We start from the raw sequence: 16531 nt of genomic DNA on the forward strand, positions 1-16531 counted from the left end.
GGCACTGTTGCAAATAGTCGGTGGTGATAAACTTATCATCCCCTTTTGCTGATGGAGCTGCACATGAACCCATTCAAAGGCCGGCATTTTCAGCGTGACATCATTCTGTGGGCCGTACGCTGGTACTGCAAATACGGCATCAGTTACCGTGAGCTGCAGGAGATGCTGGCTGAACGCGGAGTGAATGTCGATCACTCCACGATTTACCGCTGGGTTCAGCGTTATGCGCCTGAAATGGAAAAACGGCTGCGCTGGTACTGGCGTAACCCTTCCGATCTTTGCCCGTGGCACATGGATGAAACCTACGTGAAGGTCAATGGCCGCTGGGCGTATCTGTACCGGGCCGTCGACAGCCGGGGCCGCACTGTCGATTTTTATCTCTCCTCCCGTCGTAACAGCAAAGCTGCATACCGGTTTCTGGGTAAAATCCTCAACAACGTGAAGAAGTGGCAGATCCCGCGATTCATCAACACGGATAAAGCGCCCGCCTATGGTCGCGCGCTTGCTCTGCTCAAACGCGAAGGCCGGTGCCCGTCTGACGTTGAACACCGACAGATTAAGTACCGGAACAACGTGATTGAATGCGATCATGGCAAACTGAAACGGATAATCGGCGCCACGCTGGGATTTAAATCCATGAAGACGGCTTACGCCACCATCAAAGGTATTGAGGTGATGCGTGCACTACGCAAAGGCCAGGCCTCAGCATTTTATTATGGTGATCCCCTGGGCGAAATGCGCCTGGTAAGCAGAGTTTTTGAAATGTAAGGCCTTTGAATAAGACAAAAGGCTGCCTCATCGCTAACTTTGCAACAGTGCCAGCTGCGGGCCGCTCCCGCCGCGAAGGACGTGCTCGACGCCATCGAGGTGCTGCGCGGCATGAACAGCGACAACGCCCGCAAGGTGCCCGCCGACGCGCCGACCGAGTTCATCAAGCCGCGCTGGCAGAAGCTGGTCATGACCGACACCGGCATCGACCGGCGCTACTACGAACTGTGCGCGCTGTCGGAGATGAAGAACGCGTTGCGTTCCGGCGACATCTGGGTGCAGGGGTCGCGCCAGTTCAAGGACTTCGAGGACTACCTGGTGCCGCCCGCGAAATTCGCCAGCCTCAAGCAGGCCAGCGAATTGCCGCTGGCCGTGGCCACCGACTGCAACCGGTACCTGAACGACCGGCTGACGCTGCTGGAAACACAGCTTGCCACCGTCAACCGTATGGCGACGGCCAACGAGCTGCCGGACGCCATCATCACCGAGTCAGGCTTGAAGATCACGCCGCTCGACGCGGCGGTACCCGACACCGCCCAAGCGCTGATCGACCAGACGGCAATGATCCTGCCGCACGTCAAGATCACCGAACTGCTGCTGGAGGTGGACGAATGGACGGGCTTCACTCGGCATTTCGCGCATCTGAAATCGGGCGACCCGGCCAAAGACAAGAACCTGTTGCTGACCACGATCCTCGCCGACGCGATCAACCTGGGCCTGACCAAGATGGCGGAGTCTTGCCCCGGCACGACCTACGCCAAGCTGGCTTGGCTGCAAGCCTGGCACATCCGCGACGAAACCTACGGGGCGGCGCTGGCCGATCTGGTCAACGCACAGTTCCGCCATCCCTTCGCCGAGCACTGGGGCGACGGCACCACCTCATCGTCGGACGGCCAGAACTTCCGCACCGGCAGCAAGGCCGAGAGCACCGGCCACATCAACCCGAAATACGGGAGCAGCCCAGGGCGGACGTTCTACACCCACATTTCTGACCAGTACGCGCCATTTCACACCAAGGTCGTGAACGTCGGCGTGCGCGATTCGACCTACGTGCTCGACGGCCTGCTGTACCACGAGTCCGACTTGCGGATCGAGGAGCATTACACCGACACGGCGGGCTTCACCGATCACGTCTTCGCCCTGATGCACCTCCTGGGCTTCCGCTTCGCGCCGCGCATCCGCGACCTGGGCGACACCAAGCTCTACATCCCGAAGGGCGACGCCGCCTATGACGCGCTGAAACCCATGATCGGCGGCACGCTCAACATCAAGCACGTCCGCGCCCATTGGGACGAAATCCTGCGGCTGGCCACCTCGATCAAGCAGGGCACGGTGACGGCCTCCCTGATGCTCCGAAAGCTCGGCAGCTACCCACGCCAGAACGGCCTGGCCGTGGCGCTCCGCGAGCTGGGCCGCATCGAGCGCACGCTGTTCATCCTGGACTGGCTGCAAAGCGTGGAACTGCGCCGCCGCGTGCATGCCGGCCTGAACAAGGGCGAGGCGCGCAATGCGCTGGCCAGGGCAGTGTTTTTCAACCGCCTGGGTGAAATCCGCGACCGCAGTTTCGAGCAGCAGCGCTACCGGGCTAGCGGCCTCAATCTGGTAACGGCTGCCGTCGTGTTGTGGAACACGGTCTATCTGGAACGGGCTGCGCACGCGCTGCGTGGCAACGGCCATGCCGTTGATGACGCGCTGTTGCAGTACCTGTCGCCGCTCGGTTGGGAGCACATCAACCTCACCGGCGATTACCTCTGGCGCAGCAGCGCCAAGATCGGCGCGGGCAAGTTCAGGCCGCTACGACCGCTGCAACCGGCTTAGCGTGCTTTATTTAATGAGATGGTCACTCCCTCCTTCCCAGTACTATGCTGAGGACAGGCTTTCATTCGGAGAACCATCATGGAAAACATTGCGCTTATTGGTATCGATCTGGGTAAGAACTCTTTCCATATTCATTGTCAGGATCATCGTGGGAAGGCCGTTTACCGTAAAAAATTCACCCGACCAAAGCTAATCGAATTTCTGGCGACATGCCCGGCAACAACCATCGCGATGGAAGCCTGTGGCGGTTCTCACTTTATGGCACGCAAGCTGGAAGAGTTAGGGCATTTTCCAAAGCTGATATCACCGCAATTTGTCCGCCCATTCGTTAAAAGCAACAAAAATGACTTCGTTGATGCTGAAGCTATCTGTGAAGCAGCATCACGTCCATCTATGCGTTTCGTGCAGCCCAGAACCGAATCTCAGCAGGCAATGCGAGCTCTGCATCGTGTCCGTGAATCCCTGGTTCAGGATAAGGTGAAAACAACTAATCAGATGCATGCTTTTCTGCTGGAATTTGGTATCAGCGTTCCGCGAGGTGCTGCCGTTATTAGTCGACTGAGTACCCTTCTTGAGGACAGTAGTTTGCCTCTTTATCTCAGCCAGTTACTGCTGAAATTACAACAGCATTATCACTATCTTGTTGAGCAGATTAAAGATCTGGAATCTCAGTTGAAACGAAAGTTGGACGAAGATGAGGTTGGACAGCGCTTGCTGAGTATTCCCTGCGTTGGAACGCTGACTGCCAGTACTATTTCAACTGAGATTGGCGACGGGAAGCAGTACGCCAGCAGCCGTGACTTTGCGGCGGCAACAGGGCTGGTACCCCGACAGTACAGCACGGGAGGTCGGACGACATTGTTAGGGATTAGCAAGCGGGGCAACAAAAAGATCCGAACTTTGTTGGTTCAGTGTGCCAGGGTATTCATACAAAAACTGGAACACCAGTCTGGCAAGTTGGCCGACTGGGTCAGGGAGTTGTTGTGTCGGAAAAGCAACTTTGTCGTCACCTGTGCTCTGGCAAACAAGCTGGCCAGAATAGCCTGGGCACTGACGGCGCGACAGCAAACTTACGAAGCATAAAGGCAGAAATACACCAGTTTAAACAATCATTCATCTGGTTTTGCGAATACTGATATTGATGATACTAACGGCCCACCGGCCTGTTGAGGAACCTGTAAAACGGAAAGGCTCATTGAAGCCGTATATTTTCTGGAGGTTCATCAGGCGCGGAACTCATCGAGGCGCGGGAATAAAATCCCATTCAGACGCCGGATAGATTCAAGCAAGCCAACTTGTCGTCAAAATCGGTGTTGCAAAAACGGGAGTGACCATAGATTCCGTTTTCTGAGGCGACCCCCACATAGAGACCTTCCCGGTCATTCACTTTGTAGAGTTTGTCCCTGGGCTTGAGATTGCGCAGCTTGGTATCGGTCAGCATGTACCTTGTCCTTCTTCGTCTCCGATACCCACTCTATTGTAAACAAGACATTTTTATCTTTTATATTCAATGGCTTATTTTCCTGCTAATTGGTAATACCATGAAAAATACCATGCTCAGAAAAGGCTTAACAATATTTTGAAAAATTGCCTACTGAGCGCTGCCGCACAGCTCCATAGGCCGCTTTCCTGGCTTTGCTTCCAGATGTATGCTATTCTGCTCCTGCAGCTAATGGATCACCGCAAACAGGTTACTCGCCTGGGGATTCCCTTTCGACCCGAGCATCCGTATGAGACTCATGCTCGATTATTATTATTATAGAAGCCCCCATGAATAAATCGCTCATCATTTTCGGCATCGTCAACATAACCTCGGACAGTTTCTCCGATGGAGGCCGGTATCTGGCGCCAGACGCAGCCATTGCGCAGGCGCGTAAGCTGATGGCCGAGGGGGCAGATGTGATCGACCTCGGTCCGGCATCCAGCAATCCCGACGCCGCGCCTGTTTCGTCCGACACAGAAATCGCGCGTATCGCGCCGGTGCTGGACGCGCTCAAGGCAGATGGCATTCCCGTCTCGCTCGACAGTTATCAACCCGCGACGCAAGCCTATGCCTTGTCGCGTGGTGTGGCCTATCTCAATGATATTCGCGGTTTTCCAGACGCTGCGTTCTATCCGCAATTGGCGAAATCATCTGCCAAACTCGTCGTTATGCATTCGGTGCAAGACGGGCAGGCAGATCGGCGCGAGGCACCCGCTGGCGACATCATGGATCACATTGCGGCGTTCTTTGACGCGCGCATCGCGGCGCTGACGGGTGCCGGTATCAAACGCAACCGCCTTGTCCTTGATCCCGGCATGGGGTTTTTTCTGGGGGCTGCTCCCGAAACCTCGCTCTCGGTGCTGGCGCGGTTCGATGAATTGCGGCTGCGCTTCGATTTGCCGGTGCTTCTGTCTGTTTCGCGCAAATCCTTTCTGCGCGCGCTCACAGGCCGTGGTCCGGGGGATGTCGGGGCCGCGACACTCGCTGCAGAGCTTGCCGCCGCCGCAGGTGGAGCTGACTTCATCCGCACACACGAGCCGCGCCCCTTGCGCGACGGGCTGGCGGTATTGGCGGCGCTGAAAGAAACCGCAAGAATTCGTTAACTGCACATTCGGGATATTTCTCTATATTCGCGCTTCATCAGAAAACTGAAGGAACCTCCATTGAATCGAACTAATATTTTTTTTGGTGAATCGCATTCTGACTGGTTGCCTGTCAGAGGCGGAGAATCTGGTGATTTTGTTTTTCGACGTGGTGACGGGCATGCCTTCGCGAAAATCGCACCTGCTTCCCGCCGCGGTGAGCTCGCTGGAGAGCGTGACCGCCTCATTTGGCTCAAAGGTCGAGGTGTGGCTTGCCCCGAGGTCATCAACTGGCAGGAGGAACAGGAGGGTGCATGCTTGGTGATAACGGCAATTCCGGGAGTACCGGCGGCTGATCTGTCTGGAGCGGATTTGCTCAAAGCGTGGCCGTCAATGGGGCAGCAACTTGGCGCTGTTCACAGCCTATCGGTTGATCAATGTCCGTTTGAGCGCAGGCTGTCGCGAATGTTCGGACGCGCCGTTGATGTGGTGTCCCGCAATGCCGTCAATCCCGACTTCTTACCGGACGAGGACAAGAGTACGCCGCAGCTCGATCTTTTGGCTCGTGTCGAACGAGAGCTACCGGTGCGGCTCGACCAAGAGCGCACCGATATGGTTGTTTGCCATGGTGATCCCTGCATGCCGAACTTCATGGTGGACCCTAAAACTCTTCAATGCACGGGTCTGATCGACCTTGGGCGGCTCGGAACAGCAGATCGCTATGCCGATTTGGCACTCATGATTGCTAACGCCGAAGAGAACTGGGCAGCGCCAGATGAAGCAGAGCGCGCCTTCGCTGTCCTATTCAATGTATTGGGGATCGAAGCCCCCGACCGCGAACGCCTTGCCTTCTATCTGCGATTGGACCCTCTGACTTGGGGTTGATGTTCATGCCGCCTGTTTTTCCTGCTCATTGGCACGTTTCGCAACCTGTTCTCATTGCGGACACCTTTTCCAGCCTCGTTTGGAAAGTTTCATTGCCAGACGGGACTCCTGCAATCGTCAAGGGATTGAAACCTATAAAAGACATTGCTGATGAACTGCGCGGGGCCGACTATCTGGTATGGCGCAATGGGAGGGGAGCAGTCCGGTTGCTCGGTCGTGAGAACAATCTGATGTTGCTCGAATATGCCGGGGAGCGAATGCTCTCTCACATCGTTGCCGAGCACGGCGACTACCAGGCGACCGAAATTGCAGCGGAACTAATGGCGAAGCTGTATGCCGCATCTGAGGAACCCCTGCCTTCTGCCCTTCTCCCGATCCGGGATCGCTTTGCAGCTTTGTTTCAGCGGGCGCGCGATGATCAAAACGCAGGTTGTCAAACTGACTACGTCCACGCGGCGATTATAGCCGATCAAATGATGAGCAATGCCTCGGAACTGCGTGGGCTACATGGCGATCTGCATCATGAAAACATCATGTTCTCCAGTCGCGGCTGGCTGGTGATAGATCCCGTCGGTCTGGTCGGTGAAGTGGGCTTTGGCGCCGCCAATATGTTCTACGATCCGGCTGACAGAGACGACCTTTGTCTCGATCCTAGACGCATTGCACAGATGGCGGACGCATTCTCTCGTGCGCTGGACGTCGATCCGCGTCGCCTGCTCGACCAGGCGTACGCTTATGGGTGCCTTTCCGCAGCTTGGAACGCGGATGGAGAAGAGGAGCAACGCGATCTAGCTATCGCGGCCGCGATCAAGCAGGTGCGACAGACGTCATACTAGATATCAAGCGACTTCTCCTATCCCCTGGGAACACATCAATCTCACCGGAGAATATCGCTGGCCAAAGCCTTAGCGTAGGATTCCGCCCCTTCCCGCAAACGACCCCGACCCGCGCCACGGCCCACGAGCGGACGCCGCAGCAGGAGCGCCAGAAGGCCGCCAGAGAGGCCGAGCGCGGCCGTGAGGCTTGGACGCTAGGGCAGGGCATGAAAAAGCCCGTAGCGGGCTGCTACGGGCGTCTGACGCGGTGGAAAGGGGGAGGGGATGTTGTCTACATGGCTCTGCTGTAGTGAGTGGGTTGCGCTCCGGCAGCGGTCCTGATCAATCGTCACCCTTTCTCGGTCCTTCAACGTTCCTGACAACGAGCCTCCTTTTCGCCAATCCATCGACAATCACCGCGAGTCCCTGCTCGAACGCTGCGTCCGGACCGGCTTCGTCGAAGGCGTCTATCGCGGCCCGCAACAGCGGCGAGAGCGGAGCCTGTTCAACGGTGCCGCCGGCCTGCTCCTCAAGCACGGCCCCAACAGTGAAGTAGCTGATTGTCATCAGCGCATTGACGGCGTCCCCGGCCGAAAAACCCGCCTCGCAGAGGAAGCGAAGCTGCGCGTCGGCCGTTTCCATCTGCGGTGCGCCCGGTCGCGTGCCGGCATGGATGCGCGCGCCATCGCGGTAGGCGAGCAGCGCCTGCCTGAAGCTGCGGGCATTCCCGATCAGAAATGAGCGCCAGTCGTCGTCGGCTCTCGGCACCGAATGCGTATGATTCTCCGCCAGCATGGCTTCGGCCAGTGCGTCGAGCAGCGCCCGCTTGTTCCTGAAGTGCCAGTAAAGCGCCGGCTGCTGAACCCCCAACCGTTCCGCCAGTTTGCGTGTCGTCAGACCGTCTACGCCGACCTCGTTCAACAGGTCCAGGGCGGCACGGATCACTGTATTCGGCTGCAACTTTGTCATGCTTGACACTTTATCACTGATAAACATAATATGTCCACCAACTTATCAGTGATAAAGAATCCGCGCGTTCAATCGGACCAGCGGAGGCTGGTCCGGAGGCCAGACGTGAAACCCAACAGACCCCTGATCGTAATTCTGAGCACTGTCGCGCTCGACGCTGTCGGCATCGGCCTGATTATGCCGGTGCTGCCGGGCCTCCTGCGCGATCTGGTTCACTCGAACGACGTCACCGCCCACTATGGCATTCTGCTGGCGCTGTATGCGTTGATGCAATTTGCCTGCGCACCTGTGCTGGGCGCGCTGTCGGATCGTTTCGGGCGGCGGCCGGTCTTGCTCGTCTCGCTGGCCGGCGCTGCTGTCGACTACGCCATCATGGCGACGGCGCCTTTCCTTTGGGTTCTCTATATCGGGCGGATCGTGGCCGGCATCACCGGGGCGACTGGGGCGGTAGCCGGCGCTTATATTGCCGATATCACTGATGGCGATGAGCGCGCGCGGCACTTCGGCTTCATGAGCGCCTGTTTCGGGTTCGGGATGGTCGCGGGACCTGTGCTCGGTGGGCTGATGGGCGGTTTCTCCCCCCACGCTCCGTTCTTCGCCGCGGCAGCCTTGAACGGCCTCAATTTCCTGACGGGCTGTTTCCTTTTGCCGGAGTCGCACAAAGGCGAACGCCGGCCGTTACGCCGGGAGGCTCTCAACCCGCTCGCTTCGTTCCGGTGGGCCCGGGGCATGACCGTCGTCGCCGCCCTGATGGCGGTCTTCTTCATCATGCAACTTGTCGGACAGGTGCCGGCCGCGCTTTGGGTCATTTTCGGCGAGGATCGCTTTCACTGGGACGCGACCACGATCGGCATTTCGCTTGCCGCATTTGGCATTCTGCATTCACTCGCCCAGGCAATGATCACCGGCCCTGTAGCCGCCCGGCTCGGCGAAAGGCGGGCACTCATGCTCGGAATGATTGCCGACGGCACAGGCTACATCCTGCTTGCCTTCGCGACACGGGGATGGATGGCGTTCCCGATCATGGTCCTGCTTGCTTCGGGTGGCATCGGAATGCCGGCGCTGCAAGCAATGTTGTCCAGGCAGGTGGATGAGGAACGTCAGGGGCAGCTGCAAGGCTCACTGGCGGCGCTCACCAGCCTGACCTCGATCGTCGGACCCCTCCTCTTCACGGCGATCTATGCGGCTTCTATAACAACGTGGAACGGGTGGGCATGGATTGCAGGCGCTGCCCTCTACTTGCTCTGCCTGCCGGCGCTGCGTCGCGGGCTTTGGAGCGGCGCAGGGCAACGAGCCGATCGCTGATCGTGGAAACGATAGGCCTATGCCATGCGGGTCAAGGCGACTTCCGGCAAGCTATACGCGCCCTAGGAGTGCGGTTGGAACGTTGGCCCAGCCAGATACTCCCGATCACGAGCAGGACGCCGATGATTTGAAGCGCACTCAGCGTCTGATCCAAGAACAACCATCCTAGCAACACGGCGGTCCCCGGGCTGAGAAAGCCCAGTAAGGAAACAACTGTAGGTTCGAGTCGCGAGATCCCCCGGAACCAAAGGAAGTAGGTTAAACCCGCTCCGATCAGGCCGAGCCACGCCAGGCCGAGAACATTGGTTCCTGTAGGCATCGGGATTGGCGGATCAAACACTAAAGCTACTGGAACGAGCAGAAGTCCTCCGGCCGCCAGTTGCCAGGCGGTAAAGGTGAGCAGAGGCACGGGAGGTTGCCACTTGCGGGTCAGCACGGTTCCGAACGCCATGGAAACCGCCCCCGCCAGGCCCGCTGCGACGCCGACAGGATCTAGCGCTGCGTTTGGTGTCAACACCAACAGCGCCACGCCCGCAGTTCCGCAAATAGCCCCCAGGACCGCCATCAATCGTATCGGGCTACCTAGCAGAGCGGCAGAGATGAACACGACCATCAGCGGCTGCACAGCGCCTACCGTCGCCGCGACCCCGCCCGGCAGGCGGTAGACCGAAATAAACAACAAGCTCCAGAATAGCGAAATATTAAGTGCGCCGAGGATGAAGATGCGCATCCACCAGATTCCCGTTGGAATCTGTCGGACGATCATCACGAGCAATAAACCCGCCGGCAACGCCCGCAGCATCGCGACCGTCATCGGTGAGAAGTTCGGCAGGTATTGGGTGGTGACAATGTAGGTGCTGCCCCAAATGGCAGGTGCTATCGCTGTGAACAATAAATCGGGCGTGCGTAATGACATGCGATTACAAGACCTCCGCTACGGCGATGGGTTTTTGAGAGTTGCAGGCGCCGCGATGACCGCACCCTGACTTGGACTGGCCCTGCCTCGCACCAATCCACCTGCGGCTATGGCCGCGATCATGCGAGGCCCGAAAATTACACGACCTGTACACGTCCGCCGAACCCGGAACGCAACAGAGCTTCGTGGGGTCGGTTCCGGCTGAGGGCGAAATGACACCCTAAGCGTTAGCTCTGTGTCGTTGCACGATGTCAGCGACGGTATTCTTGCTGATACCGAGCTCGCGTGCGATCCAGCGATAGCTGCGTCCCTCGGCCCTCATCGCAACCACCTTAGGCAAAAGTCGGTCTGATTTTGGTCGCACTCCGGCCTGACGACCAAGCCTCTTACCACGTGCCTTCGCAACAGCAAGGCCTGACTTGACCCGCTCGCTGATGAGATCCCGCTCAAACTCCGCAATGCCGGAAAGAAACGTCGCCAGCATTCGTCCATACGGCGACGAAAGATCGAACGCCATTCCATTCATGGCTATCACGGAAACCTTCCAGTTCTCCAGTTCACGTAGCGTATTGAGCAGATCGAGCGTCGAGCGCCCCCACCGGGAAAGCTCAGTGACCAGGATTGCATCAATTTGTCTGGACTGGGCAAGCGCCAGGACTTTCTTTCGCTCGGCCCGGTCGAGTTTAGTTCCTGAACCTGTTTCCTTAAATATTCCCACCACGTCGTAGCCGGCACGGCCGGCGAAGGCTCGCAGATCAAATTCCTGGCGTTCACAAGACTGATCCGCTGTTGAAACCCGGCAGTAAATGGCGGCACGATGTCCCAATTGAACCCTCCTGGATTTTTGTATCGGAACGCCCTGATTTATATGGGCTGGCTGTTGTCCAAAACAGACTATACTTCAAAAGGGACGAATTTGTATGTCACGACGCCATATTTTCACCGAACGGCAGCGAGCAGCGCTGTTCGATCTGCCCACGGACGAACTGTCGCTACTGAAGTTCTACACGCTGGGCGATGATGACCTGGAAAACATTAGGCAGCGCCGCAGACCGGAAAACAGGATTGGCTTTGCCCTGCAACTTTGTGCCTTACGATATCCGGGCCGTGCACTGGCTCCTGGTGAGATGATCCCGCGTGAAGTCCTTTCCTTCGTCGGTGCTCAGCTTGGAGTTCCGGCTGATGCGCTTCTCACTTATGCCACACGGCGCCAAACCCGTCAGCAGCACATGGACACGCTGCGCGAAATTTACGGCTACAAGACCTTCACGGGCCGTGGTGCCCGTGATCTGCGGGAGTGGACTTTCGGCCAGGCCGAAGATGCCAGATCAAACGAGGATCTTGCTCATCGTTTTATTGTGCGGTGTCGGGAAACTTCCACCATTCTGCCCGCAGTATCGACAATCGAGCGCTTGTGCGCGGATGCTCTGGTCGCCGCTGAGCGGCGGATTGAAACGCGGATTGCGGAAAATTTAACAGCGGATGTTCGCGATCACCTGGACAAACTTCTGAGTGAAATGCTCGCCGGCAATATCAGTCGTTTCATCTGGCTTCGCAACTTCGAGGTTGGTAACAACTCGGCTGCTGCTAACCGTTTGCTCGACAGGCTCGAATTTCTGCGTACCCTGAATATCAATCATAGTGCTTTGGCCAGCATACCTGCCCATCGCATTGCCCGGCTGCGTCGGCAGGGTGAACGCTACTTCACCGACGGTTTGCGTGACATCACTTCGGACCGCCGCTGGGCGATCCTTGCCGTCTGTGTTGTGGAGTGGGAAGCGGCGATTGCTGATGCCATAGTCGAAACCCATGACAGGATCGTAGGAAAAACCTGGCGGGAAGCGAAGCGCCAGCATGACGAAACAATTTCCGGCTCTAAAGCCACACTCACGGATACGATCCGTACCTTCACCGCGCTGGGAGCTTCGTTGCTTGAGGCCCGCAGTGACGGAACCCCGCTGGAGATGGCTGTCGCCAGTTCGGTTGCATGGGACCGGCTCGCTCAACTGGTAGCGACAGGGACTCAACTCAGCAACACGCTAGCCGATGAGCCTCTTGCATATGTCGGGCAGGGATACCATCGCTTTCGTCGTTATGCGCCCCGCATGTTGCGCTGTCTGAAGCTCGAAGCCGCGCCGGTCGCCGGACCATTGGTAGCAGCAGCTTTGTCGATCGGAGAGATGAAAGGTGTTGCATCGCCAGAAAGGCGTTTCCTGCGGCCCAGCTCCAAATGGAACCGTCATTTACGAGCTCAGGAAAAAGGAGATACCCGTCTTTGGGAAGTGGCGGTACTCTTTCACCTCCGGGATGCTTTTCGTTCCGGAGATGTCTGGCTCGCTCATTCGCGCCGCTATGGTGACCTCAAGCAGGTACTGGTGCCGATGATCGCGGCGCAGGAAAATGCAAAACTGGCCGTGCCTTCCAACCCACAGGATTGGCTGGCAGACAGAAAGGCGCGACTCACGATCGCTCTTAAGCGGCTGGCCCGGGCTGCCCGTAACGGCACTATTCCGCACGGTAGCATAGAAGATGGAACGTTGCGGATCGACAGGTTGACAGCAGACGTGCCGGATGGTGCCGAGGCACTCATACTGGATCTGTATCGCCGAATGCCGTCCGTTCGGATTACCGACATGCTGCTTGAAGTTGATGCAGCCCTTGGTTTCACAGATGCGTTTACCCATCTGAGAACCGGGGCTCCATGTCGCGACCGGATCGGTCTGCTCAACGTCCTGCTCGCTGAAGGGCTCAATCTGGGCCTGCGTAAGATGGCGGAAGCTACAAACACGCATGATTACTGGCAGCTCTCACGCCTTGCCCGCTGGCATGTTGAAAGCGAAGCCATGAACCAGGCATTGGCAATTGTGGTGGCCGCGCAGGGTAAACTGCCGATGTCACGCGTCTGGGGGATGGGCACGTCAGCATCGAGCGATGGTCAGTTTTTCCCGACAGCGCGGCATGGCGAAGCCATGAACATGGTCAATGCCAAATATGGTTCTGTTCCCGGCCTCAAAGCGTATACTCACGTAAGCGACCAGTTCGCGCCATTCGCTTGTCAGTCGATCCCGGCGACCGTGAGCGAGGCACCGTATATTCTCGATGGACTACTGATGAACGAGGTCGGTCGCCATGTTCGCGAACAGTATGCCGATACAGCAGGATTCACCGACCATTTGTTCGGAGCCAGTAGCCTGCTCGGCTACAATCTCGTTCTGCGAATCAGGGATCTGCCATCGAAGCGGTTGTACGTATTTAATCCCGATACGACCCCCAGGGAGTTACGCAAGTTGGTAGGTGGAAAAGCCCGGGAGGATCTTATCGTTGCGAACTGGCCTGATATTTTCCGTTGTGCCGCGACGATGACCGCTGGCAAAATCAGGCCCAGCCAACTCCTGCGCAAGCTCGCTTCTTACCCACGACAAAACAACCTTGCAGTTGCGCTTCGTGAAGTTGGTCGTATTGAACGGACCCTTTTCATTATTGAGTGGATCCTGGATACGGACATGCAGCGGCGTGCTCAGATCGGTCTTAACAAGGGAGAGGCCCACCATGCGCTCAAAAATGCGCTCCGTATCGGGAGGCAGGGGGAAATTCGCGATCGCACGACAGAGGGGCAGCACTACCGAATCGCTGGGCTCAATTTATTGACTGCGGTGATCATTTACTGGAATACCGTCCATCTTGGTCATGCCGTCACGGAGCGGCGGAACGAAGGGTTGGATGTTCCCCCTGAATTTCTTCCCCACATATCCCCATTGGGCTGGGCGCACATTCTACTGACTGGCGAATATCTTTGGCCCAAGGAACCGAAAGCTTAGGGTGTCATTTCGCCCTCAGCCGGAACCGACCCCTTCGTGGGCATCCCGATCCGGGTCGTAGCAGCAGTCCTGGACCAAACGCACGTCGTAGTCCGCATCACTAGCCCAGGCGACGCTTGAAAGAACAACGCCGGTGGTGCTTATCCCGGCCATGACAAGCGTGCTTACGCCGCGCGTCCGAAGGTCGGCGTCGAGCGCCGTGCCATAAAAGACGCTGGCTCGCGGACATGCATAGAAAAGGTCGCCCCGTTCGATCGCAAGCCCTTCGACGGGCAGACCGGTGCGAAATCGTCCGCTCGGGAGATACGGTGAGATTTGGCGATTCGTCGCCGGCGGCGCATGTTCATACTCTTCGCCGAGCGAAAAGTTGGGGAACAGCACGGGCCGGCCGCGCAAGGCGTGCTGGCAGCCGTGCAGACCCTGCGTGAGATGAACGCCGACAACCTGCGCAAGGTGCCGGCCGATGCACCCACGGCCTTCATCAAGCCGCGCTGGAAGCCGCTGGTGATCACCCCGGAAGGCCTCGACCGGAAATTCTACGAAATCTGCGCCCTGTCCGAGCTGAAGAACGCCCTGCGCTCCGGCGACATCTGGGTCAAGGGCTCGCGGCAGTTCCGCGACTTCGACGACTACCTGCTGCCGGCCGAGAAGTTCGCCGCACTCAAGCGCGAGCAGGCCCTGCCCCTGGCGATCAACCCGAACAGCGACCAGTACCTGGAAGAGCGTTTGCAGCTGCTGGACGAGCAGTTGGCCACCGTCACCCGCCTGGCCAAGGACAACGAGCTGCCCGATGCCATCCTCACCGAGTCAGGGCTGAAAATCACCCCGCTGGATGCGGCGGTGCCGGATCGGGCGCAGGCGCTGATCGACCAAACCAGCCAGTTACTGCCGCGCATCAAGATCACCGAACTGCTGATGGACGTGGACGACTGGACGGGCTTCAGCCGCCACTTCACCCACTTGAAGGACGGGGCCGAGGCCAAAGACAGGACGTTGCTGCTGTCCGCAATCCTCGGTGATGCGATCAACCTCGGGCTGACCAAGATGGCCGAGTCGAGCCCCGGCCTGACCTACGCCAAGCTGTCCTGGCTGCAAGCCTGGCACATCCGCGACGAAACCTATTCGGCGGCCTTGGCCGAGCTGGTCAACCACCAGTATCGCCACGCCTTTGCCGCCCACTGGGGCGACGGCACGACCTCATCCTCCGATGGCCAGCGCTTCCGCGCGGGTGGCCGGGGCGAGAGCACCGGGCACGTCAACCCGAAGTACGGTAGCGAGCCGGGACGGCTGTTCTATACCCATATCTCCGACCAGTACGCGCCGTTCAGCACCCGCGTGGTGAATGTCGGCGTCCGCGATTCCACCTATGTGCTCGACGGCCTGCTGTACCACGAGTCCGACCTGCGGATCGAGGAGCACTACACCGACACGGCCGGCTTCACCGATCACGTCTTTGCCCTGATGCACCTGCTAGGCTTCCGCTTCGCGCCGCGCATCCGCGACCTCGGCGAAACCAAGCTGTACGTGCCGCAGGGCGTGCAAGCCTACCCGACGTTGCGCCCGCTGATCGGCGGCACCCTGAACATCAAGCACGTGCGTGCCCACTGGGACGACATCCTGCGCCTGGCCAGCTCGATCAAGCAGGGCACCGTCACCGCCTCGCTGATGCTGCGCAAGCTCGGCAGCTACCCGCGCCAGAACGGACTGGCCGTGGCCCTGCGCGAGCTGGGCCGGATCGAGCGCACGCTGTTCATCCTGGACTGGCTGCAAAGTGTTGAACTGCGCCGCCGCGTGCATGCCGGCCTGAACAAAGGTGAGGCGCGCAACTCGCTGGCCAGGGCGGTGTTCTTCAACCGCCTTGGGGAAATCAGGGATCGGAGCTTCGAGCAGCAGCGCTACCGGGCCAGCGGCCTCAACCTGGTGACGGCGGCTATCGTGCTGTGGAACACGGTGTACCTGGAACGCGCCACCCAGGGGTTGGTCGAGGCCGGCAAGCCGGTGGACGGCGAGCTGCTGCAATTCCTGTCGCCGCTGGGCTGGGAGCACATCAACCTAACCGGCGATTACGTCTGGCGGCAGAGCCGCAGACTGGAAGACGGGAAGTTTCGGCCCTTACGGATGCCCGGAAAACCTTAGCGTACGATTTTTTCCGAATTCTGCGGGCTCCCCGAATTACGGCTCGACCGGATGCTGTTTGCTGAATATCCGTGGGCAGAGCGGAGACTCTACTGGCTGAACGACGGTGGCTCACACCATTTTGGCGCTGCCCGTTATCAGGCATGCCGCCTGGGCATTGCGGTTCCGCTTACCGGCAGACTCTGTCGCTACGGTGTAAACGTGCCGATGATCTCCGCTATACGTCAGCAATGGCATCTGTTTGCTATTCCGGCAGATGAACTCTTCGGCAGCTTTTTCGACGCCATGAATGCCTTTGAATGCCCGTTTGGTAATTCCGGTTTGCCGCGTCACATGCATGATACGGATAAGTCAGGAGTTGCTCTCAAACTGGTCTGGCTTGAACGTGGCCATCCCAGAGCCAGTGCTGTAGCTGATGTACTTTCAGCTGCAGGCTTTCCAGATTTCGGTAAGCAGCTCCAGCAGCTGGCCAAAGAACCTTCACCACGTTGAATAAGCCTGATTTATTTTCACTGACTTATGTGATTAATGCTAAT

Annotated in this window: 12 protein-coding genes and 3 pseudogenes; 10 read left to right on the plus strand and 5 right to left on the minus strand. The window is 58.3% G+C overall.

From position 1 onward, the window contains the following. Window positions 1-63 precede the first annotated feature (63 nt). From OGV74_RS00790 to OGV74_RS00800, 3 genes and pseudogenes are all read left to right on the plus strand, one after another. Window positions 64-768, plus strand: coding sequence for an IS6-like element IS26 family transposase (locus tag OGV74_RS00790; protein ID WP_001067855.1), 705 nt, complete (start codon window positions 64-66; stop codon window positions 766-768). Between the two features lie 51 nt (window positions 769-819). Then, window positions 820-2586: pseudogene (locus OGV74_RS00795) on the plus strand (Tn3 family transposase); the annotation flags it as partial. Window positions 2587-2664: 78 nt separating this feature from the next. Next, window positions 2665-3669, plus strand: a complete 1005-nt coding sequence (locus OGV74_RS00800) for an IS110-like element IS5075 family transposase (RefSeq protein ID WP_000427619.1) — start codon at window positions 2665-2667, stop codon at window positions 3667-3669. Between the two features lie 253 nt (window positions 3670-3922). On the opposite strand, the pseudogene OGV74_RS00805 reads toward OGV74_RS00800, so the two are convergent. Further along, window positions 3923-4027, minus strand: a pseudogene (locus tag OGV74_RS00805) (Arm DNA-binding domain-containing protein); the annotation flags it as partial. A gap of 329 nt (window positions 4028-4356) precedes the next feature. Here OGV74_RS00805 and sul2 point away from each other — a divergent pair. The 3 genes from sul2 to OGV74_RS00820 are packed head-to-tail and all read left to right on the plus strand — an operon-like array spanning window position 4357 to window position 6872. Beyond that, entirely contained in the window at window positions 4357-5172 is an 816-nt protein-coding gene (sul2, locus tag OGV74_RS00810) for a sulfonamide-resistant dihydropteroate synthase Sul2 (protein ID WP_001043260.1), read from the plus strand. Window positions 5173-5232: 60 nt separating this feature from the next. Then, complete coding sequence (gene aph(3'')-Ib / locus OGV74_RS00815) at window positions 5233-6036, plus strand: aminoglycoside O-phosphotransferase APH(3'')-Ib (protein ID WP_001082319.1); 804 nt, start codon at window positions 5233-5235, stop codon at window positions 6034-6036. Further along, complete coding sequence (locus tag OGV74_RS00820; RefSeq protein ID WP_000480972.1) at window positions 6036-6872, plus strand: aminoglycoside O-phosphotransferase APH(6)-Id; 837 nt, start codon at window positions 6036-6038, stop codon at window positions 6870-6872. The genes aph(3'')-Ib and OGV74_RS00820 overlap by 1 nt, the downstream gene beginning before the upstream one ends. Window positions 6873-7193: 321 nt before the next feature. Here the strand turns inward: OGV74_RS00820 and tetR(A) are convergent, their stop codons facing one another. Beyond that, a complete protein-coding gene (tetR(A), locus tag OGV74_RS00830) occupies window positions 7194-7820 on the minus strand; it encodes a tetracycline resistance transcriptional repressor TetR(A) (protein WP_031606906.1) in 627 nt (208 codons plus the stop codon). A 105-nt stretch (window positions 7821-7925) separates the two neighbouring features. Here tetR(A) and tet(A) point away from each other — a divergent pair, with 105 nt between their 5' ends. Continuing rightward, the gene (gene tet(A) / locus OGV74_RS00835; protein WP_000804064.1) at window positions 7926-9125 is read left to right on the plus strand and encodes a tetracycline efflux MFS transporter Tet(A); all 1200 of its coding nucleotides are present in this window, start codon (window positions 7926-7928) and stop codon (window positions 9123-9125) included. A gap of 31 nt (window positions 9126-9156) precedes the next feature. On the opposite strand, the gene OGV74_RS00840 is transcribed toward tet(A), so the two are convergent. Beyond that, window positions 9157-10041, minus strand: coding sequence for a DMT family transporter (locus OGV74_RS00840; protein ID WP_000058717.1), 885 nt, complete (start codon window positions 10039-10041; stop codon window positions 9157-9159). 220 nt (window positions 10042-10261) lie between these two features. Further along, window positions 10262-10867, minus strand: a complete 606-nt coding sequence (locus OGV74_RS00845; RefSeq protein WP_000509966.1) for a recombinase family protein — start codon at window positions 10865-10867, stop codon at window positions 10262-10264. A 94-nt stretch (window positions 10868-10961) separates the two neighbouring features. Here OGV74_RS00845 and OGV74_RS00850 point away from each other — a divergent pair, with 94 nt between their 5' ends. After that, the gene (locus OGV74_RS00850; RefSeq protein ID WP_001553819.1) at window positions 10962-13859 is read left to right on the plus strand and encodes a Tn3-like element Tn5403 family transposase; all 2898 of its coding nucleotides are present in this window, start codon (window positions 10962-10964) and stop codon (window positions 13857-13859) included. A gap of 15 nt (window positions 13860-13874) precedes the next feature. Here OGV74_RS00850 and OGV74_RS00855 read toward each other — a convergent pair whose 3' ends face one another. After that, the gene (locus OGV74_RS00855; RefSeq protein ID WP_286520121.1) at window positions 13875-14240 is read right to left on the minus strand and encodes an isochorismatase family protein; all 366 of its coding nucleotides are present in this window, start codon (window positions 14238-14240) and stop codon (window positions 13875-13877) included. Window positions 14241-14243: 3 nt separating this feature from the next. Here OGV74_RS00855 and OGV74_RS00860 point away from each other — a divergent pair. Continuing rightward, window positions 14244-15995: pseudogene (locus tag OGV74_RS00860) on the plus strand (Tn3-like element TnAs1 family transposase); the annotation flags it as partial. A 51-nt stretch (window positions 15996-16046) separates the two neighbouring features. Beyond that, a complete protein-coding gene (locus tag OGV74_RS00865; protein WP_227629625.1) occupies window positions 16047-16487 on the plus strand; it encodes a DUF6685 family protein in 441 nt (146 codons plus the stop codon). The last annotated feature ends 44 nt before the right edge of the window (window positions 16488-16531 follow it).

It is taken from the genome of Citrobacter sp. Cf116 (assembly GCF_030336505.1).
In the GTDB taxonomy this organism is placed as follows: Bacteria; Pseudomonadota; Gammaproteobacteria; order Enterobacterales; family Enterobacteriaceae; genus Citrobacter; species Citrobacter freundii.